This window comes from Psychrobacillus sp. BM2, assembly GCF_048572895.1.
Lineage (GTDB): Bacteria > Bacillota > Bacilli > Bacillales_A > Planococcaceae > Psychrobacillus.
In genome coordinates this window covers 3,955,835-3,971,290 of the sequence record NZ_CP183878.1, presented here as the reverse complement: position 1 = coordinate 3,971,290, position 15,456 = coordinate 3,955,835, and the positions used below count along the sequence as shown (strand labels likewise).

Genomic DNA, 15,456 nt, shown 5'->3' with positions numbered 1-15,456 from the left:
ATTTGGATTGCCGGTTTTGTTATGACACCAGATGAGCCTTCACCTTCAAGTTGATAATCATTTGCTGATAACACTCACAGCTTGAAACACAAATCTTTTATATAAAAGATTTTATTATAGATGTTGGTCTTGGGGTTTCGTTTTCACTCATTTGTTTTATGTTTGTTGTAAAACTCAAAGACAGGATGACAATACTTGATAAAGTTAGCAGTACAATCTTCTTTTTCATTTTATAAATCCTCCCATTTATTAATAAATTTTTGTTTGAAAAAAATCTGATTTGCTTTTTGATAATACAAACTTGCTGCTTTAAATTTGTGATGTTTAAAAAGGTAATCTGCCAACAATATAGAATACTTTTGAACATGACGTTCATCTTGTTCATATTCAAAATAACTTATGGCTTCCCTTAATACCATTTCAAGTTCGTCCGTTAAATTGTGGTAATTCTTATATATTTCTAGGTGATAATAATAAGAAATATATTCTTTTGTAGAATTTTTTCCTTCTACTATTTTATCTAAGCCTTTCTGACACCATTTGAGAACCTGTTGATGATCAGACTGTTTGGAATACTGTTTTATAATAGATAGAGTTGTTAGTAAATATCCTTTGGCGTTACAATCTTCTTCTTTAATTTTTAAACTTTGCTTATAAAACTCAATTGCATTTTCATGATTCCCTTGAATTGCATGCAATGAACCTAGATTTTGATAAATCACCTCCTCATAATTAATCAGTTTATAATCTATTGCCAGTTTCCTAGCTAAATTATAGTTCTTTTCTGCTTCTTGAAATTTTCTCATTTCTTTATGGGCAATTCCTATAACGATGTAATTATCAATCGCTCTTTCAAATAAAAGATTGTCTTTATAATAAAGTAATGATTTTGACGCGTAATATATTGCATTAAAAAATTCATTACATTTAAGGTACGTTAAGCTTAGTACATTATAAAAATCTGCTATTTCCCATTCTTCATTTATTCCATTATTTATTAATTTTAATGGCATGTTCAACCGACTTAATGCTTCTTGAAAACTTCCATCTAAATAACTGTAAAGACCTAAATTTAAATTAATAATAAACTTTTGTTTAACGTCCATATCATCTTTTATTTTCATAATTACGTTAAAGGAAGATTGTAGGGCATCCTCATCTTCATCTAGTATTAACAAGAGACGAAACATATAAATGTGGTAATTATAATAATTATTTAGTTGTAAAAAATATAGCTTTTGATTGGTGAATTTGTGCAAGGATTCTCTTATAAATTCCTTATCTCTCTTTAAAATTCCAATTTTGTACAACTCGTATAATGAGAAGATAACTTTATTTTCTTTTTCAGTGGATACTTGATTTATTTCTATATTTAGTTTTTTAAGTAAAAACGTTATTACTTCTTCGCTTGGTACGGTTAAATTATTTTCTATTTTACTTAAGTAGGAAGTAGAGCAGATTCCCTTGGCCAATGTCGTTTGTTTCATACTTTGGTTGATTCTTTCTGATTTTATTATATGACCTATACTACTCATTTTCTTCACTCCTTATGAATTAGTAATGTACTAATTCTTGAAAAAAACTAAATACCCTTTTTCAATCGTTCGACTTAAAACGACTAACAAATTATAGAAAAGCATAGAAAGTAGTAGAACATTGTAGAATATAGGTATAACAGATATCCAAATTTTATTAAAAAGTAATAAAATTTCATTGAGTTATGAAAGTTGTTTAATATATATATTAATAATCTAGGAAATTAGGTCGTGTTTCCCAACTTATAATTATTCTAAATATAATAAAAATTTAGTATAATATAATAAAATCAATTAAACTAAAGAAAGGGCATTCAAGTAACAGGAGGTATAATTTTTAACTTTTGGACAAGTGAGTTCATCAGAATACAGATCTTCAAACTTTAAGTGGTTTTACTCAACAGAAATATCAATTGCTTGAGGAATGGTAAGTAATAGAGAAAGGGGGATACTCATGATTGGGGAGGAAAATATTATACAATTAATTGGAAACTTTGGATTTCCCATTGTAGTCACTATATATTTGTTGCATCGATTTGAAAATAAAATAGACTCTCTTGAAAATACCATTCACAATATAGCTAATGTTGTTAATAACAGTATAGAAAAAAGAAAGTAAAGTGTAACACCGATGAAATTGATATCCTGTTGATAATATAAATTGCTAAAGAAGAAACTGCACTTTTGGAAGTTAAACCTATTTTCACTTTGGATTCATGATTTTCTTTAATGAAGATGACAGAAGTGAAAAGTAATCCATCCTGAGTGTTAACTCAAAAAATGGATTACTTTTTTCATGTCAATAATGAGAATATTTTTTGATTTATTCATTAGGAATTAGAGGTTAACTAAATTGGAAGAAGTAATTATTGCTTATGCAATATAGTCTTCTTTTGGAATATCATCTGCAGTACCTTTACTGTAGTACTTCCCTTTTGTTAATACCGCAATAATAACTGTAAGAATTGCTGCTAAAATAGCTGCAAAGAAAGCAGCGGTACTTTGTAAAAATGTTCCCATATAACCTAGTGCTGCAAATGTGCCTAAACCACTAGACATGATCAATGCTACAACTCCTACAGGGTTCCATTTATATAGATATTCTTGGCGATCCTCATAATAACGCTGACCAATTTTCAAAGCTTTTTTAACGATTAATGCATCGGTAACTAATATAGAGGCCCATGAAAGTAAAAATACACCTTGAAATGTCATAGCAGTATCCAAGTGATCAACAATTCCGCCAAGCATTAGAACTATTGCACTAATTCCACTTACGACTACCCAAAAACGGCGACCAGGAGTAAATTTAAATATATTTTCGAAGAAGTTAGATAAAGATAAGGAACTACTATATATATTGGTAATATTTATACGTAATTGGGTTAACATAGTGAATAATGCTCCGCCAATACCGAGAAGCATTACTATATAAACTCCAGGATTCGGTTCTCCTAAGCGAACACCAAACCAAATTCCTAGACCACCCATAATACCGAAACAGATGATTTGGGGAACGAAACCGATTGCAACAGATCCGAGTTTAATATCTTTCGGTTTTAGAAAACGAGCATAATCAGAAGCTATTAAGGCTGTTAGACCCATTATTCCATGTTGAACTCCTATGCATAGAAGTAAAGCTTGTCCTCCAACTTGAACTCCTTCCGGTAGATAAGTCCAAAATGGTCCTTCAAATACAGAAGGTGTATAAAACGATATAACAATAGCTGTTATTAAGAAAATAACAAATATAGGTAAAGACCATTTTTGTATTCTATCTAGCTGTTTAATACCAAACCAATTTAAAGGTATAACGATAAATCCGAAGAAAATAATTAATGCCCATTCGTGAAGGTTGGGGAAGAAGGTGTGAACCGCGGAAACTAAAATGAGACCTTCAAATGCACAATACATAATAAAGTTTGTTGCGTAGAGGAAGGACGTTAAGGAAGCACCTATATAGCCGAAACCTCCCCCTCTAGATAATAGATTGACATTCATACCAGATTTTGCAGATAAGTAAGAAATGAAGGTTCCTAGTATGCCGGCAACTATTATTGCGTAAATGGAGGAGATAATAGCATTAAGTGCCCCAAATTGAAGAGCCATTACACTCCCCATTTGAAAATAAAAAATGGCAGTGGCTATTCCTAATGTAATATTGGTTATGCTTAACCAACCCATATTTCTTTGGCTACGGGGCACCTTCTCTAATGAATAATCTTTGTCTATCTCTTCGGTTACTTTGTGATCTGTAAGTTGGACAGATCCCATAATATCAACTCCTATTAAAAAAATAATTACCAATGCGAGAAGAAGCAATAATAATTAAATTTTCCTTTATTCTTATTTTGCCACTATCCATTATAACATATACCTAGCTAAATATTAATTTTTAAGCAGTTGACAGGAATATATGGGTATTGTAAACTATGAATCATAATTGAATACGACCTCACTTAGTATAGTGAGGTAGAGGCGCGATATTTAACAGTCCTTAGTGGAGTTTGAGATGCTATGATTCTATGGAGAAGGAAATGTCGCCGAAGCTTGTAATATTGCTCGGTATTACTTGCTGGGTCTGCAGTTAATAATTGCAGGACTGTCCACTATAAACATCCCGGTTTATAATGGTGTGCTATCTCATTTGGGAAAAGTAGAGGATTTAGGGCAACTATACATATTGCGACCTGAGTTCATCTCAGGTCTTTTTTTGTACAAGTTGTCTTTTTTTATAGGTAAGAACATATATTGATAAAAAGGGAGTAATTATAATGAAAAAGAGATTAGTATTTTTAACGATATTCGCATCTTTCTTATTGTTATTAGCAGCGTGCGGAACAGATACGACGACAAAAACTTCAGGATCTTCCGCTGATGATAATACTGAAGAAGCAGCAGAAACGTTTACAGTAGGTTTAGAAGCTGGTTATGCACCTTTTAACTGGACACAACTAGATGATTCTAATGGAGCAGTGAAGATTGATGGAAACGCAGAATATGCCGGTGGATATGATGTAGAAATTGCTAAACGAATTGCAGACGGATTAGGAAAAGAACTAGTTATCGTCAAAACAGAATGGGATGGACTTGTCCCTTCATTACAATCAGACAAAATTGATGCAATTATCGCAGGAATGTCGCCTACAAAAGAGCGTAAAGAAACAATCGACTTCTCAGAAAACTACTACACTTCCAACTTTGTTATGGTTGTGAAAAAAGGCGGTCCTTTTGAAGGTGCTACCTCTATTCAAGATTTTAGTGGTGCTAAAATTACGGGTCAGCTGAATACTTCACATTATGGTGTAATCGATCAAATTAAAGATGTGAAAAAACAACCAGCATCTGATAATTTCTCCGCAATGCGTGTTGCTTTGGAATCTGGAGTTATTGATGGCTATGTATCTGAACGTCCAGAAGGAATTAGTGCCTCTTCTGCAAACAAAAACTTTGCAATGGTGGAGTTTACAGAAGGATTTAAAGCAGACGAAGAAGAAACAGCAGTAGCAGTAGGTTTGAAAAAAGATAGTGAATTAACCGAAGAAATCAACAAAATTTTAGCGGAAATTTCTGAAGAAGAACGACAAGAAATTATGGATGCTGCTATTAATAACCAACCAGCGGCACAATAGGGATGAAGTGATACCGGCTGCATCTTTTTGCAGTCGGTTTTTATTTTAATAAAGTAAATGCTTTTTACTTATTATCTGTCTAGCTCCAGACGCCAGCAGCGTCTGCCGCTTTTCTAAAGAAGGAGGGAAATGTATGAGCATAGAATATATTATTTCGATGATTACAAGTAACTGGCCGATGTTCCTTCGTGGAGCTGGAATGACACTATTAATCTCCATAATTGGGACGATTATTGGAGCAGTTATTGGTTTGCTAGCAGGGGTCATTCGTACAATTCCTACACCTGAAAGAAAACTAAAACGTATTGTATTAAAAATAGTTAATCTGATACTTTCTATATATATTGAATTTTTTAGAGGAACACCAATGATTGTACAAGCAATGGTGATATTCTATGGCTCCGCACTAGCCTTTGGCGTAGATATGGACCGTACATTGGCAGCGATTTTCATCGTTTCGATTAATACCGGTGCCTATATGGCAGAGATTGTGCGCGGAGGTGTCATTTCAATTGATAAAGGACAATTTGAGGCTGCACAAGCAATAGGTATGAATCATGTTCAAACAATGTGGAGTGTTGTTTTACCTCAAGTAATCCGAAATATTTTACCAGCAACAGGCAATCAATTTATCATAAATATCAAAGATACATCCGTATTAAATGTTATTGGTGTTACGGAGTTATTTTTTCAAACGAAGACAGTTGCAGGTATTAGCTTTAAGTACTTTGAACCGTTCTTTATAGCGTGTATCTTGTATTTTGTCATGACGTTTACTGTCACATTAATATTACGTTATATAGAGAGAAAATTAGATGGACCAGAAAACTACAGCATGATTGGACAGCCACCACCCCAACTTATGGTAACCAAGAGTAATACTAATATAGATTAAACGAAGGAGGAGAAATCTATGGAAAATGTCATCGAAGTTCAACATTTAAGTAAGTCCTTCGGAAATCATGAGGTTCTAAGAGATATAGATTTTTCAGTGAACAAAGGAGAAGTTGTTTGCATCATTGGTTCCTCTGGATCAGGAAAGTCCACTTTACTTCGTTGTATAAACTTGTTAGAAAAGCCCAGTGGCGGGCAAATCATTTATAACAGAGAGAATATTTTAGATGAAAAGCACGATATCCATGCCTACCGGACAAAGCTAGGAATGGTTTTCCAACAATTTAACTTATTCAACAACCATAATGTGTTGAATAACTGTACGGTAGGTCAAGTAAAAGTGTTAAAACGCTCTAAAGAAGATGCCGAAAAAATAGCGTTAAAATACTTAAAAGTAGTAGGAATGGATCACTATGTAAATGCCAAACCAAAGCAGTTATCAGGTGGTCAAAAGCAACGTGTTGCGATAGCGAGAGCACTTTCCATGGAACCAGATGTTATGTTATTTGATGAACCAACCTCGGCACTTGATCCGGAAATGGTTGGAGAGGTCTTGAAAGTTATGAAAGAGTTAGCGGGCACGGGACTTACAATGTTAATAGTTACACATGAAATGGAGTTCGCTAAAGAAGTTGCGGATCGAGTTGTTTTTATGGATAAAGGAGTAATTGCTGAGGAAGGACCTCCTGAACAAATCTTTAACAATCCAAGAGAAGAACGAACAAAAACATTCTTAAAGCGAACATTAAACTAATAACAGCATGGGGGAGTCGATAGGTGAACCTTTTCAATGTGATAAAAAAAGACCAAGAATACTGGCTTGTAGATCAGCTAAAAGTATCTCATATTCCCAACATAGATTACTTAGTTGCATTTGATAAATTATTAACAGGGTGGAAGGGACAAAGAGTAGCCTATCTATCCCTTCTGATGGATGAAGAGAATGAGGACTGGCTATTAAAGCGTGGATTTAAGAAAGTGTCTTCTATTGTGGAGTATACAAAGCCATTGGAAGGACCGTCTAATTATACAAATACTTTTCAAGTAGAAGCTCTTTCTGATAGCCAAACTACTGATTTTGATTTTGCTATATTGTACGATTCATGTAGGAGTGGTTCCGCTAACAAAAATAATTTGTTTTCTATTAGTCAGATAATGGAATCACTTGAAAGTGAATTAGGTACTATTTGGCGAGACCAGTGCTTTATCTTTTCTCAAGATGGTATGAACTACGGAATAAGTATTCCTCATATTGAACAGGGTACGCCTGACGAGGGAAGAATGTTTTATTTTGGGGTTGTCCCAGAACAGCGAGGTAAGGGGTACGGAAAGATATTTCATACTATTTCATTAGAAATTTTAAAAACATTCGGTGCGAAGGAGTATTTGGGGAGCACGGATAAAAGTAATAAGCCTATGAGACGAATTTTTGAAGCCAATGGATGTATATTACGAGATATAAAAGGAATTTACCGAATAGACATGAAAAGTGGATGAACTCACAAAATGAGTCATCCACTTTTTTTAAAAGAAAGTATATAAAATTGTACCGTGTACACTGTGTATATGGGTGAAAGAATGAATAATACTACTGATTTCCGTTTCAGCTGGATGCGTTCCGCGAGCACGGCTTCAATCTCCTCGTCACTGCGAAAACATATGCTCCTGCGGTTACTCGTCGCAAAGACATTGGTCAAACAAGGTTCGCCCAATGTCTTTCCTGCGGGGCTTTCAGCTCGTGCTGTTCCCGCTTGAGTCGCCACCTTTCACTACAATCAATTAGTGTGGAGTACTCCACTATAAGAATTAGCATAGCTTATTGCTTAGATGATAAGATTGGTCAATTTTTAGAGAGTGATAAAATCATTTGTAATCGATTTTGAATTAGATGCTATTATCCAATGTTAGATGAAGAAAGCAGGTTTTCTTTTATACTAGGTGGAAATAAAGAGAAGTAGTAAGTATTTGCCCCATAAAGAAGTAAATAGCGAACGAAATTGCATCTTCGAGAGCTTCCTCTGAAAATAGGAAAGCATCTTTTCTCTAGTTATCCAAAAACGCACTTAACTGTTTCTAAAAGTTGTAGGAGGGTGACAGATAGACAAACGCCATAAGATTGCCGAAAAAAAGGGGTGCTAGGTTGGTTGTGACGTTTGTCACAACCAACCTAGCACCCCTAAAAATTCACTCGGTAATAAATATAGCAACAAGTCTATCTAAAGCCCTTCGAAAACGATAGAAACAGGTTCTGACCTTAAAGGACCGGGCATGTCTTTTGCCTCGTTTTTTAATCTTAAACGAAATAGCTCTAAAAAAAGTATTTATTATTATTGTTCTACTGCTTCTTCTTGATAAACTGGAACCCAGCCTTCTGTTGTTACAAATATGCGAACAGCAACAACTTTACGGTCCTCTGATAATGTGAAGTAATGTGTAATATTCTCAGGTACGGAGATCAAATCACCAGGTGATAGATGAACCTCAAAGTAGCGTTTATCCTTGCCTTGTATGATGAAGACACCATGGCCACTTACAATATAACGAACTTCATCGTCCGTATGAAGGTGCTTGCGCTCGAAATTTTTTAACAGTTCGTCTAAGTTAGGATTCGAATCAGAAAGAGAAATAATATCAGCCGCTTGGTAGCCATGGCGAGTAGAGATATCGTCTATTTCAACTTGGAAAGCTTGGAGAATCTCTTGCTTTTCCTCCTCGCTTAAGTCAAATTTTTCACGAAGGTTTTCTGGTAACTTGTTAATATCCCAATGCTCATAAATTACCTCCTGACTTTCTAAAAATGCTGCTACCTCGTTTTGTGCTTCAATTGTTTCACTTGTTTCTTGGATTTTAATAATAGCCATCAAGAATCTTCCTTTCTATTTTGAGTGTATTTGATGTAATGCTAATTGATACTGAAATAAAAACTCGCAAGCTTCAAGTAGTTTTTTTGCCTCAAATCCATCTTTTCCCCAAACAGTTATACCGTGGTTGCGAATAAGAATAACTCCTTTGTCTGCAGAAATATAAGATGCAAACTCTTCTGCAAGTTTCGGAATATGAGCGTAGTTAGGAATAATTGGTATAGATAGTATTGCATCCTCTTCCCACATCCCAAAAGCTTTAATGAGTTCGATGCCTTGAAAATCAACTGAACCTTTATCACCATATAATTCGGAGATAACGTTATTTGCAACTGTATGGATGTGTAAACTACAACCAGCCTTTGTTTGTCGATATATTGCACAGTGTAGTAATGTTTCGGCAGATGGTGTTAGATGAGTGTTTTCCACTGGGTTTCCATCGGCATCAACAAGTAAAAAGTCTTCCGATGTTCTCTTTTTTTTATCTTTACCGCTTGCTGTTACTAAAAACTCCATAGGATTATCATGTACTTTAATAGCAAGATTTCCGCTAGTTCCCATAAACCAATCTCTTGCGGCTAATTCATCTTTGATGTCCGCAAGTTCTTCCCATTTATCTAGTAATGTCATAATGCCACACCTAGCTTAGCGTCAATAATCTTTATTACATCATGGAAGTTTTCAAATGGCTCATATGGAATATTTAATTCCTCACATTTTTCAATTAAGAAATCCCTTGCAATAATAATATCTCCCAACTTTGCTGCCTCTAGATCGGTAATGGAATCGCCAATTACAACACTCACAGCATCTTGGTCAAGAAGAGTACGAATAATAGAAGGTTTACAGCAACCACAGCCTTGGCTCGTACACTGGTCATCACAGCTATGTGGAAATTCTATGTGAATGGTTTCCTTAGAAAAAATGGATTCGTTACAATAAACTCCTGCAAATGGTCCGAATGGCTCTAGTAGCTTATGAACGAAAAAGTCTATACCGCCACTTACGATGTAAAGAGGGATGTCATGATTTTTTGTGAAGGATACAAATTCACTAAACCCATCACGGACGATCGCCTGCTTAAGTACAAAAGAAATAATTTCATCTTTTGCCTCAACAGGTAGGAGAGAAAACATTTTTGCTACGCCATCTTGTATGGAAATTCGTTGACCTAAAATATTATCTTTAATTGGTGTCCATTCTGGTGGAGCAAATTTTTTCATGATCGCCATAATGTTATCTTGATTGGTAATAGTTCCATCGAAGTCACAAAAAATTACAAGTTTACTCATTTTAATTATCACCCCATAATTCAAGTGCTGTTTTTAATTCATTATGTTGTTTCGCTGCCTGTTCTAATGGGATACCTTCCAATACAGCCGATACAGCTTGCTTAAAAGCCAAACCACCTCCGGTTGCACCAGCGGGATGCCCATGTACACCGCCTCCTGCATTAATAATGCTATCTATTCCATAGTCATTCATTAATAGTGGTACGAGACCAGGGTGAATGCCTGCAGATGGCACTGGAAAGCTTTGTTTAACCTGACTGGTTTTTGTTAGCTCTTCGCCTAAAGAAAGAGCTATAGATTTTTCAAGTGCAACACTACCATACGGAGAAGGAAATAATGAGAAGTCTGCTCCTGCATAACGAGTAAGTTTTCCAAGAACTAATGGCGTTGAAACTCCATAAAATGCTGATGACGTGAATGCTCCACTATAAGCTGGATGTGCCATGAGTGGTAATTGAATTTCATCGTCTTCTGCTAGCTCTTGAAGAACATCTAATCCGTAAGAGTGAACATTAAATAAGAGTGCATCTGCTCCAAGTTCCCGGGCTTTTTTCGCCTTATCTTTTAATTGGAATGTACGTCCCGACAAATTTACTGCATATAGAGTACGGTGTCCTGTTTCTTCAAACACTTGGTTCAATACTTCTCGACCAGTAGTAATACGTGTTTCAAAAGAAGTGAGTGGATTGTCAAATAGGATTTCGTCATCTTTTACAAGATCAACTCCGCCAAGTGCCTGCTGTTTAAGTTGTTCTGCTAAATATTCGATATCTCTGCCAATGACTCCTTTGAATATACTCATGATTAGTGGACGTTCGTAAACTCCTAATCTTTCTCGAATACCCTGAATGCCAAAGCGGGGTCCTGGAAAATGAGACAATATATTCGTATCGAATTCTAAATCTAATAACTTTACTTCACCGTCCAAGGATAGTTTGCCAAAGACAGTTGTTAAAATTGCTGGAATATCTGTAGAAAAATTTGCTGCAGGATAGAATATTTTAATTTCTCCTTTGATTTTTTCCGGATGAATGGGATGCAGCATATCCTTAAATTCAGTAACGGATATTACATTTCCTTTATGCTTTTTTAGCTGTTCCTGTTCTAACAAAGCTAAATTGGTCCAAGAACCAATAGTCAATCCAAGTGCAATATCTTCTGCCTTTTTTTCAAAAGATCCAGGTTTTCCATATAGTTGATAGTGCGCAGTAATTCCGCTCATTTTTTTCACTCCTAACCATAATAAATGCGCAAGCGCCTATGCCCTGACAAGCGCTGGATGAATTTCACGTAAGGGCGTCCTTTGCCTTTGCTGAAATTCTGAAGCGACTCGAAGGGCTAGTCGCTGGAGCTAGACAGGTAATAAAAAAACCTCTTCAAATAAGAAGAGGTTAATAGTTTAACAACTTCTTATTTCTCAGCCAATCGGCTGCAAGAATTAGCACCGTGTTCACAATGGAATCGGTTGCCGGGTATCGTAGGGCTTGTCCCTCCACCTGCTCTAAATAAGAAAAATATTCAGTTGAAGTATTTAATAAATAATATTGATTATTCCATGCATTAAAAATTCTGTCAACAAGAAATTTTAAAATTATATTTATTCAAAATACTGTTGACATTACTTTTTCTAATATGCTAGGATTCTAAAAAGACATCATAGTTGTACCGCACTCTTATCAAGAGCAGGCAGAGGGATAATGGCCCGATGACGCCCAGCAACCGACCGTAATACCGTTGTGAGACGGGGCGCTTTATGCGCCGGAATGTGAAATTCCTTAAGGCACGGTGCTAATTCCATCAGAAAGGTTACTTTCTGAGAGATAAGAGGTTCAGAATCTCTTATTCTAAGCCTCTTTCTTTTGGAAAGAGGTTTTTTTATTTTGTATATGAAAGGGAGATAGTAATGGCGGTTGTAGCGACGAAACCATACGAATCATTAACTCAAGAAACGGCAATTTCACTGGCAAATGAATTATCATTGTTCTCGAACGAAGCTCAATTAGTTTGCGAAGAGATTGGTGATGGAAATCTAAATTATGTATTCCGTATAACAGATCAAGCAAGTGGGAAAGGAATTATTATTAAACAGGCCTTACCCTATGCAAAAGTAATAGGGGAAAGTTGGCCACTTACTTTGAAAAGGGCAAAGATTGAAGCGAGTGCCTTACAAAAACATGGAGAATATGCGGTTGGTCTTGTTCCAAAGGTCTATGCAACAGATGAAAATTTAGCAATCACGGTCATGGAAGATTTGTCTCATCTTGAAATAGTACGTGAGGGTTTGATAAAAGGTGAGTCCTATCCTAAATTATCAACTGATATTGGGGAATATCTAGCCTTAACGCTTTTTAATACTTCTGATTTTGCACTCCACCCATTTGAAAAAAAGGCACTTGTTGTAGAGTTTTCTAATCCAGAGTTGTGTAAAATCACAGAGGACTTAATCTTTACAGATCCATTTTTTGATCATGAAACAAATGACTTTGAACCTGCATTGCAGGCAGAAGTGGAAGCAATTTGGAATAATACTTTACTGAAGCTGGAAGTAGCAAAATTAAAAAGAAGTTTTTTGACAGAAGCGGAAGCTTTGCTGCATGGAGATCTTCATACGGGAAGTATTTTTGCGAGTGAAGAGGATACAAAAGTAATCGATCCAGAATTTGCTTTTTACGGTCCTATTGGATTTGATGTAGGTTTGTTTTTGGGAAATTTAATAGTTCAATCGTTTACGAGGGAAGGCAAACAACGTGATGTCATACATAGTCATATACATAACACATGGGTCACTTTCTCCTCTAAGTTTTCAGAGTTTTTAGAACAAAGTGAATTCGACTTATTTAATGATGTAGAAGGATACGATGCATTTGTGTTAGAAAAAGTATTCCGTGATTCATTAGGGTTTGCGGGGTGTGAGCTTATTCGTAGAACAATTGGACTGGCACATGTGAAAGACTTGGACAGTATTGAAAACCAAGAGAAACGAATTTTACTAAAAAAACAAACTCTTAAAGCTGGAGAATTATTAATAATTAGACGTAAAGAAATTGACTCGATAGATGCAGTAATTGAGTTGCTAGGAGAAATTCAACAATGAGTATTCCATTATCGATTAAGTGGGATGGTAAGCAGTTAATAATCTTAGATCAACAGAAACTTCCACATGAAATTGTCTATATAAAACTAGACACACTTAAGGACGTTTACGAGGCAATTATTACCCTGAAAGTTCGTGGTGCTCCTGCCATTGGAATTACAGCAGCATATGGATTAGCTATGGAGGCACAGAGCTATAAAACAAATTCGATGATAGATTTTCTAGAAATACTAAAAAAAGATGCAATATACTTGGGTGAATCTAGACCAACTGCTGTCAACTTGGTTTGGGCACTCAACCGTTTGTTAAGAGTAGCGAGTCAAGTAGATAGTGTTACGGTTGCAAAGCAGTTACTAATGGAAGAAGCAATAGTAATACACCTAGCAGATGAAGAGTCCTGTCGGAATATTGGCGAATTTGCTCTGTCATTACTTGTAGATAAAACGAAGGTAATGACTATTTGCAACGCTGGTTCAATCGCTACTGCAAAATATGGTACTGCTTTAGCTCCGTTTCATCTAGGAAAGGAACGTGGTAAAGAGTTTGAAGTATTCGCCTGTGAAACTAGGCCCGTCTTTCAGGGAGCTAGATTGACAGTATGGGAGCTACAGCAATCAGGTGTCGATGTGACACTTATCACCGATAGTATGGCTGCACACACAATTGGTGCAAAAGGAATAGAAGCAATTATTGTTGGAGCAGATCGGATAGCAAAAAATGGAGACACAGCAAATAAGATAGGAACACTTAACTTAGCTATTCTGGCTACCGTATATGGAATTCCATTTTATGTGGCCGCACCATCCTCTACATTTGATTTATCTATAAATAATGGAGAAGAAATTCCAATAGAAGAAAGGAAAGCGGAGGAAATTACACATATTAATGGCAACGCTATTGCACCAATAGATACGAAGGTGTTTAATCCAGCCTTTGACGTGACACCATCTAAATATATCACCGCCATTATTACGGAAAAAGGCATTATTTATCCAGATTATGTTAAAAATATTTCAGCTCAATTAGTCGATACAATTGAAAAAGGAGAAGGATTATGAAAACAAATAAGTATTGGTTGATATTCATGATTTTAATTATAGGGGTTTTATTAGCTGCATGTCAGCCTAAAGGTGATGGGGAAGCAACTACGTCATCTAGCCCTAGCAATGATGCAGAGGCTACGGAAAATCCACTAGCTGGTAAGAAAATTGCATTAGTTATGCAACAAAATTTAGGGACATTTTCTGCTCAATATATTGAAGGTGTAAAAGAGCAAGTAGAGAAATTTGGTGGAACAGTAACAGTGTTTACTTCTGAAGGGGATTTATCAAAAATGGCTTCCAATTTGGATGCCGCGGTGAATCAAGGAGTTGACGGTGTTTTAATAGATCATGGTACAAAAGAAGCACTAAACCAAGGAGTAGAGAATGCAGTTGCAAAGGGAATTCCGGTTGTCGCATTTGATGCGGGAGTAGAAGTTGAAGGAGTAACTTCTTTAGAACAAGGCGATGAAAAAATGGCTCAAATGACGTTGGAGAAACTAGCGGAAGATTCAAATGGTGAAGCCAATATCGTGAAAATATGGGTAGCAGGTTTTGCACCGATGGAAAGACGACAAGTAGCATATGAGAATTTCCTAGGAGAGAATCCAGGGATTAAAGAAATCGCGACATTCGGTGCAGCAACACAAAATACAGCTTTAGATACTCAGTCACAAATGGAAGCGGTATTAAAGCAATATCCTAATGAAGGTGAAATTACAGCTGTTTGGGCTGCTTGGGACGAGTTTGCAAAAGGTGCAGTTCGAGCAATAGAACAAGCAGGACGTACGGATATTAAGGTATATAGTATCGATATGAGTGATGAAGATTTACAGATGATTCAAAATGACAATAGTCCATGGGTTGCATCCGCAGCAGTAGATCCAAAGGATATCGGTCGTATTCAAGTTCGTTATTTATACCAAAAAATTAACGGAGGTAATGTAGAAGAAAAAGTCGTATTAGAACCAGTCTTTGTGGAAGCATCTAAATTGCCGGAAGAAACAGTAACAACTAGTGAACTAAGTGACTATATTGAAGGTTGGGGAGCAAGTGATCAAGGTTACACAGATGAGTTAAAAGGATTGGAAGAAAACAGATAACTTAA

14 protein-coding genes and 3 riboswitches are annotated in these 15,456 nt (G+C 35.8%); of the genes, 8 read left to right on the top strand and 6 right to left on the bottom strand.

All coding sequences use genetic code 11. The features are described from left to right. Positions 1-230: 230 nt before the first annotated feature. Positions 231-1,535, bottom strand: coding sequence for a tetratricopeptide repeat protein (locus ACN6MX_RS19565; RefSeq protein ID WP_419960436.1), 1,305 nt, complete (start codon positions 1,533-1,535; stop codon positions 231-233). A 454-nt stretch (positions 1,536-1,989) separates the two neighbouring features. On the opposite strand from ACN6MX_RS19565, the gene ACN6MX_RS19560 reads away from it, so the two are divergent. After that, positions 1,990-2,154: a YvrJ family protein gene (locus ACN6MX_RS19560; protein WP_340776809.1), complete on the top strand. Its 165-nt coding sequence runs from the start codon at positions 1,990-1,992 to the stop codon at positions 2,152-2,154. 254 nt (positions 2,155-2,408) lie between these two features. Here the strand turns inward: ACN6MX_RS19560 and ACN6MX_RS19555 are convergent, their stop codons facing one another. Then, positions 2,409-3,809: a purine-cytosine permease family protein gene (locus tag ACN6MX_RS19555; RefSeq protein WP_419960435.1), complete on the bottom strand. Its 1,401-nt coding sequence runs from the start codon at positions 3,807-3,809 to the stop codon at positions 2,409-2,411. A 191-nt stretch (positions 3,810-4,000) separates the two neighbouring features. Further along, a riboswitch (Lysine riboswitch) is annotated at positions 4,001-4,184 on the top strand. Positions 4,185-4,309: 125 nt separating this feature from the next. Between ACN6MX_RS19555 and ACN6MX_RS19550 the strand changes: the two genes are divergently transcribed. The 4 genes from ACN6MX_RS19550 to ACN6MX_RS19535 all read left to right on the top strand — a co-directional run bounded on the left by ACN6MX_RS19550 (position 4,310) and on the right by ACN6MX_RS19535 (position 7,558). Next, positions 4,310-5,167: a transporter substrate-binding domain-containing protein gene (locus ACN6MX_RS19550; protein WP_419960434.1), complete on the top strand. Its 858-nt coding sequence runs from the start codon at positions 4,310-4,312 to the stop codon at positions 5,165-5,167. A 133-nt stretch (positions 5,168-5,300) separates the two neighbouring features. After that, the gene (locus ACN6MX_RS19545; protein ID WP_419960433.1) at positions 5,301-6,062 is read left to right on the top strand and encodes an amino acid ABC transporter permease; all 762 of its coding nucleotides are present in this window, start codon (positions 5,301-5,303) and stop codon (positions 6,060-6,062) included. Positions 6,063-6,080: 18 nt separating this feature from the next. Then, positions 6,081-6,815: an amino acid ABC transporter ATP-binding protein gene (locus tag ACN6MX_RS19540; RefSeq protein WP_419960432.1), complete on the top strand. Its 735-nt coding sequence runs from the start codon at positions 6,081-6,083 to the stop codon at positions 6,813-6,815. A gap of 23 nt (positions 6,816-6,838) precedes the next feature. Beyond that, complete coding sequence (locus tag ACN6MX_RS19535) at positions 6,839-7,558, top strand: GNAT family N-acetyltransferase (RefSeq protein ID WP_419960431.1); 720 nt, start codon at positions 6,839-6,841, stop codon at positions 7,556-7,558. Positions 7,559-8,388: 830 nt separating this feature from the next. Here ACN6MX_RS19535 and ACN6MX_RS19530 read toward each other — a convergent pair. The 4 genes from ACN6MX_RS19530 to mtnW are packed head-to-tail and all read right to left on the bottom strand — an operon-like array spanning position 8,389 to position 11,436. Continuing rightward, positions 8,389-8,922 (bottom strand): 1,2-dihydroxy-3-keto-5-methylthiopentene dioxygenase, encoded by a 534-nt coding sequence (locus ACN6MX_RS19530; RefSeq protein WP_419960430.1) that lies wholly within the window; start codon positions 8,920-8,922, stop codon positions 8,389-8,391. Positions 8,923-8,937: 15 nt separating this feature from the next. Further along, positions 8,938-9,552, bottom strand: a complete 615-nt coding sequence (locus ACN6MX_RS19525) for a methylthioribulose 1-phosphate dehydratase (protein ID WP_419960429.1) — start codon at positions 9,550-9,552, stop codon at positions 8,938-8,940. Then, entirely contained in the window at positions 9,549-10,214 is a 666-nt protein-coding gene (locus tag ACN6MX_RS19520; protein WP_419960428.1) for a 2-hydroxy-3-keto-5-methylthiopentenyl-1-phosphate phosphatase, read from the bottom strand. The genes ACN6MX_RS19525 and ACN6MX_RS19520 overlap by 4 nt, the downstream gene beginning before the upstream one ends. Before the next feature lies 1 nt (position 10,215). After that, the gene (gene mtnW, locus ACN6MX_RS19515; protein WP_419960427.1) at positions 10,216-11,436 is read right to left on the bottom strand and encodes a 2,3-diketo-5-methylthiopentyl-1-phosphate enolase; all 1,221 of its coding nucleotides are present in this window, start codon (positions 11,434-11,436) and stop codon (positions 10,216-10,218) included. A gap of 185 nt (positions 11,437-11,621) precedes the next feature. After that, positions 11,622-11,726, bottom strand: a riboswitch (SAM riboswitch). 158 nt (positions 11,727-11,884) lie between these two features. Continuing rightward, positions 11,885-12,041: riboswitch (SAM riboswitch) on the top strand. 76 nt (positions 12,042-12,117) lie between these two features. Between mtnW and mtnK the strand changes: the two genes are divergently transcribed. Genes mtnK through ACN6MX_RS19500 form a run of 3 tightly spaced genes read left to right on the top strand, consistent with a single transcriptional unit; the run spans position 12,118 to position 15,451 of the window. Beyond that, a complete protein-coding gene (mtnK, locus tag ACN6MX_RS19510) occupies positions 12,118-13,308 on the top strand; it encodes an S-methyl-5-thioribose kinase (protein ID WP_419960426.1) in 1,191 nt (396 codons plus the stop codon). Next, complete coding sequence (mtnA, locus tag ACN6MX_RS19505) at positions 13,305-14,366, top strand: S-methyl-5-thioribose-1-phosphate isomerase (RefSeq protein ID WP_419960425.1); 1,062 nt, start codon at positions 13,305-13,307, stop codon at positions 14,364-14,366. The genes mtnK and mtnA overlap by 4 nt, the downstream gene beginning before the upstream one ends. Next, positions 14,363-15,451 (top strand): sugar ABC transporter substrate-binding protein, encoded by a 1,089-nt coding sequence (locus ACN6MX_RS19500; protein ID WP_419960424.1) that lies wholly within the window; start codon positions 14,363-14,365, stop codon positions 15,449-15,451. Before mtnA ends, ACN6MX_RS19500 begins: the two co-directional genes overlap by 4 nt. Positions 15,452-15,456: the final 5 nt, after the last annotated feature.

Coding starts and splice junctions, on each gene's coding strand:
- ACN6MX_RS19565 (WP_419960436.1), bottom strand. CDS start 1,535: ATGAGTAGTATAGGTCATATAATAAAATCAGAAAGAATCAACCAAAGT.
- ACN6MX_RS19560 (WP_340776809.1), top strand. CDS start 1,990: ATGATTGGGGAGGAAAATATTATACAATTAATTGGAAACTTTGGATTT.
- ACN6MX_RS19555 (WP_419960435.1), bottom strand. CDS start 3,809: ATGGGATCTGTCCAACTTACAGATCACAAAGTAACCGAAGAGATAGAC.
- ACN6MX_RS19550 (WP_419960434.1), top strand. CDS start 4,310: ATGAAAAAGAGATTAGTATTTTTAACGATATTCGCATCTTTCTTATTG.
- ACN6MX_RS19545 (WP_419960433.1), top strand. CDS start 5,301: ATGAGCATAGAATATATTATTTCGATGATTACAAGTAACTGGCCGATG.
- ACN6MX_RS19540 (WP_419960432.1), top strand. CDS start 6,081: ATGGAAAATGTCATCGAAGTTCAACATTTAAGTAAGTCCTTCGGAAAT.
- ACN6MX_RS19530 (WP_419960430.1), bottom strand. CDS start 8,922: ATGGCTATTATTAAAATCCAAGAAACAAGTGAAACAATTGAAGCACAA.
- ACN6MX_RS19525 (WP_419960429.1), bottom strand. CDS start 9,552: ATGACATTACTAGATAAATGGGAAGAACTTGCGGACATCAAAGATGAA.
- ACN6MX_RS19520 (WP_419960428.1), bottom strand. CDS start 10,214: ATGAGTAAACTTGTAATTTTTTGTGACTTCGATGGAACTATTACCAAT.
- mtnW (WP_419960427.1), bottom strand. CDS start 11,436: ATGAGCGGAATTACTGCGCACTATCAACTATATGGAAAACCTGGATCT.
- mtnK (WP_419960426.1), top strand. CDS start 12,118: ATGGCGGTTGTAGCGACGAAACCATACGAATCATTAACTCAAGAAACG.
- mtnA (WP_419960425.1), top strand. CDS start 13,305: ATGAGTATTCCATTATCGATTAAGTGGGATGGTAAGCAGTTAATAATC.
- ACN6MX_RS19500 (WP_419960424.1), top strand. CDS start 14,363: ATGAAAACAAATAAGTATTGGTTGATATTCATGATTTTAATTATAGGG.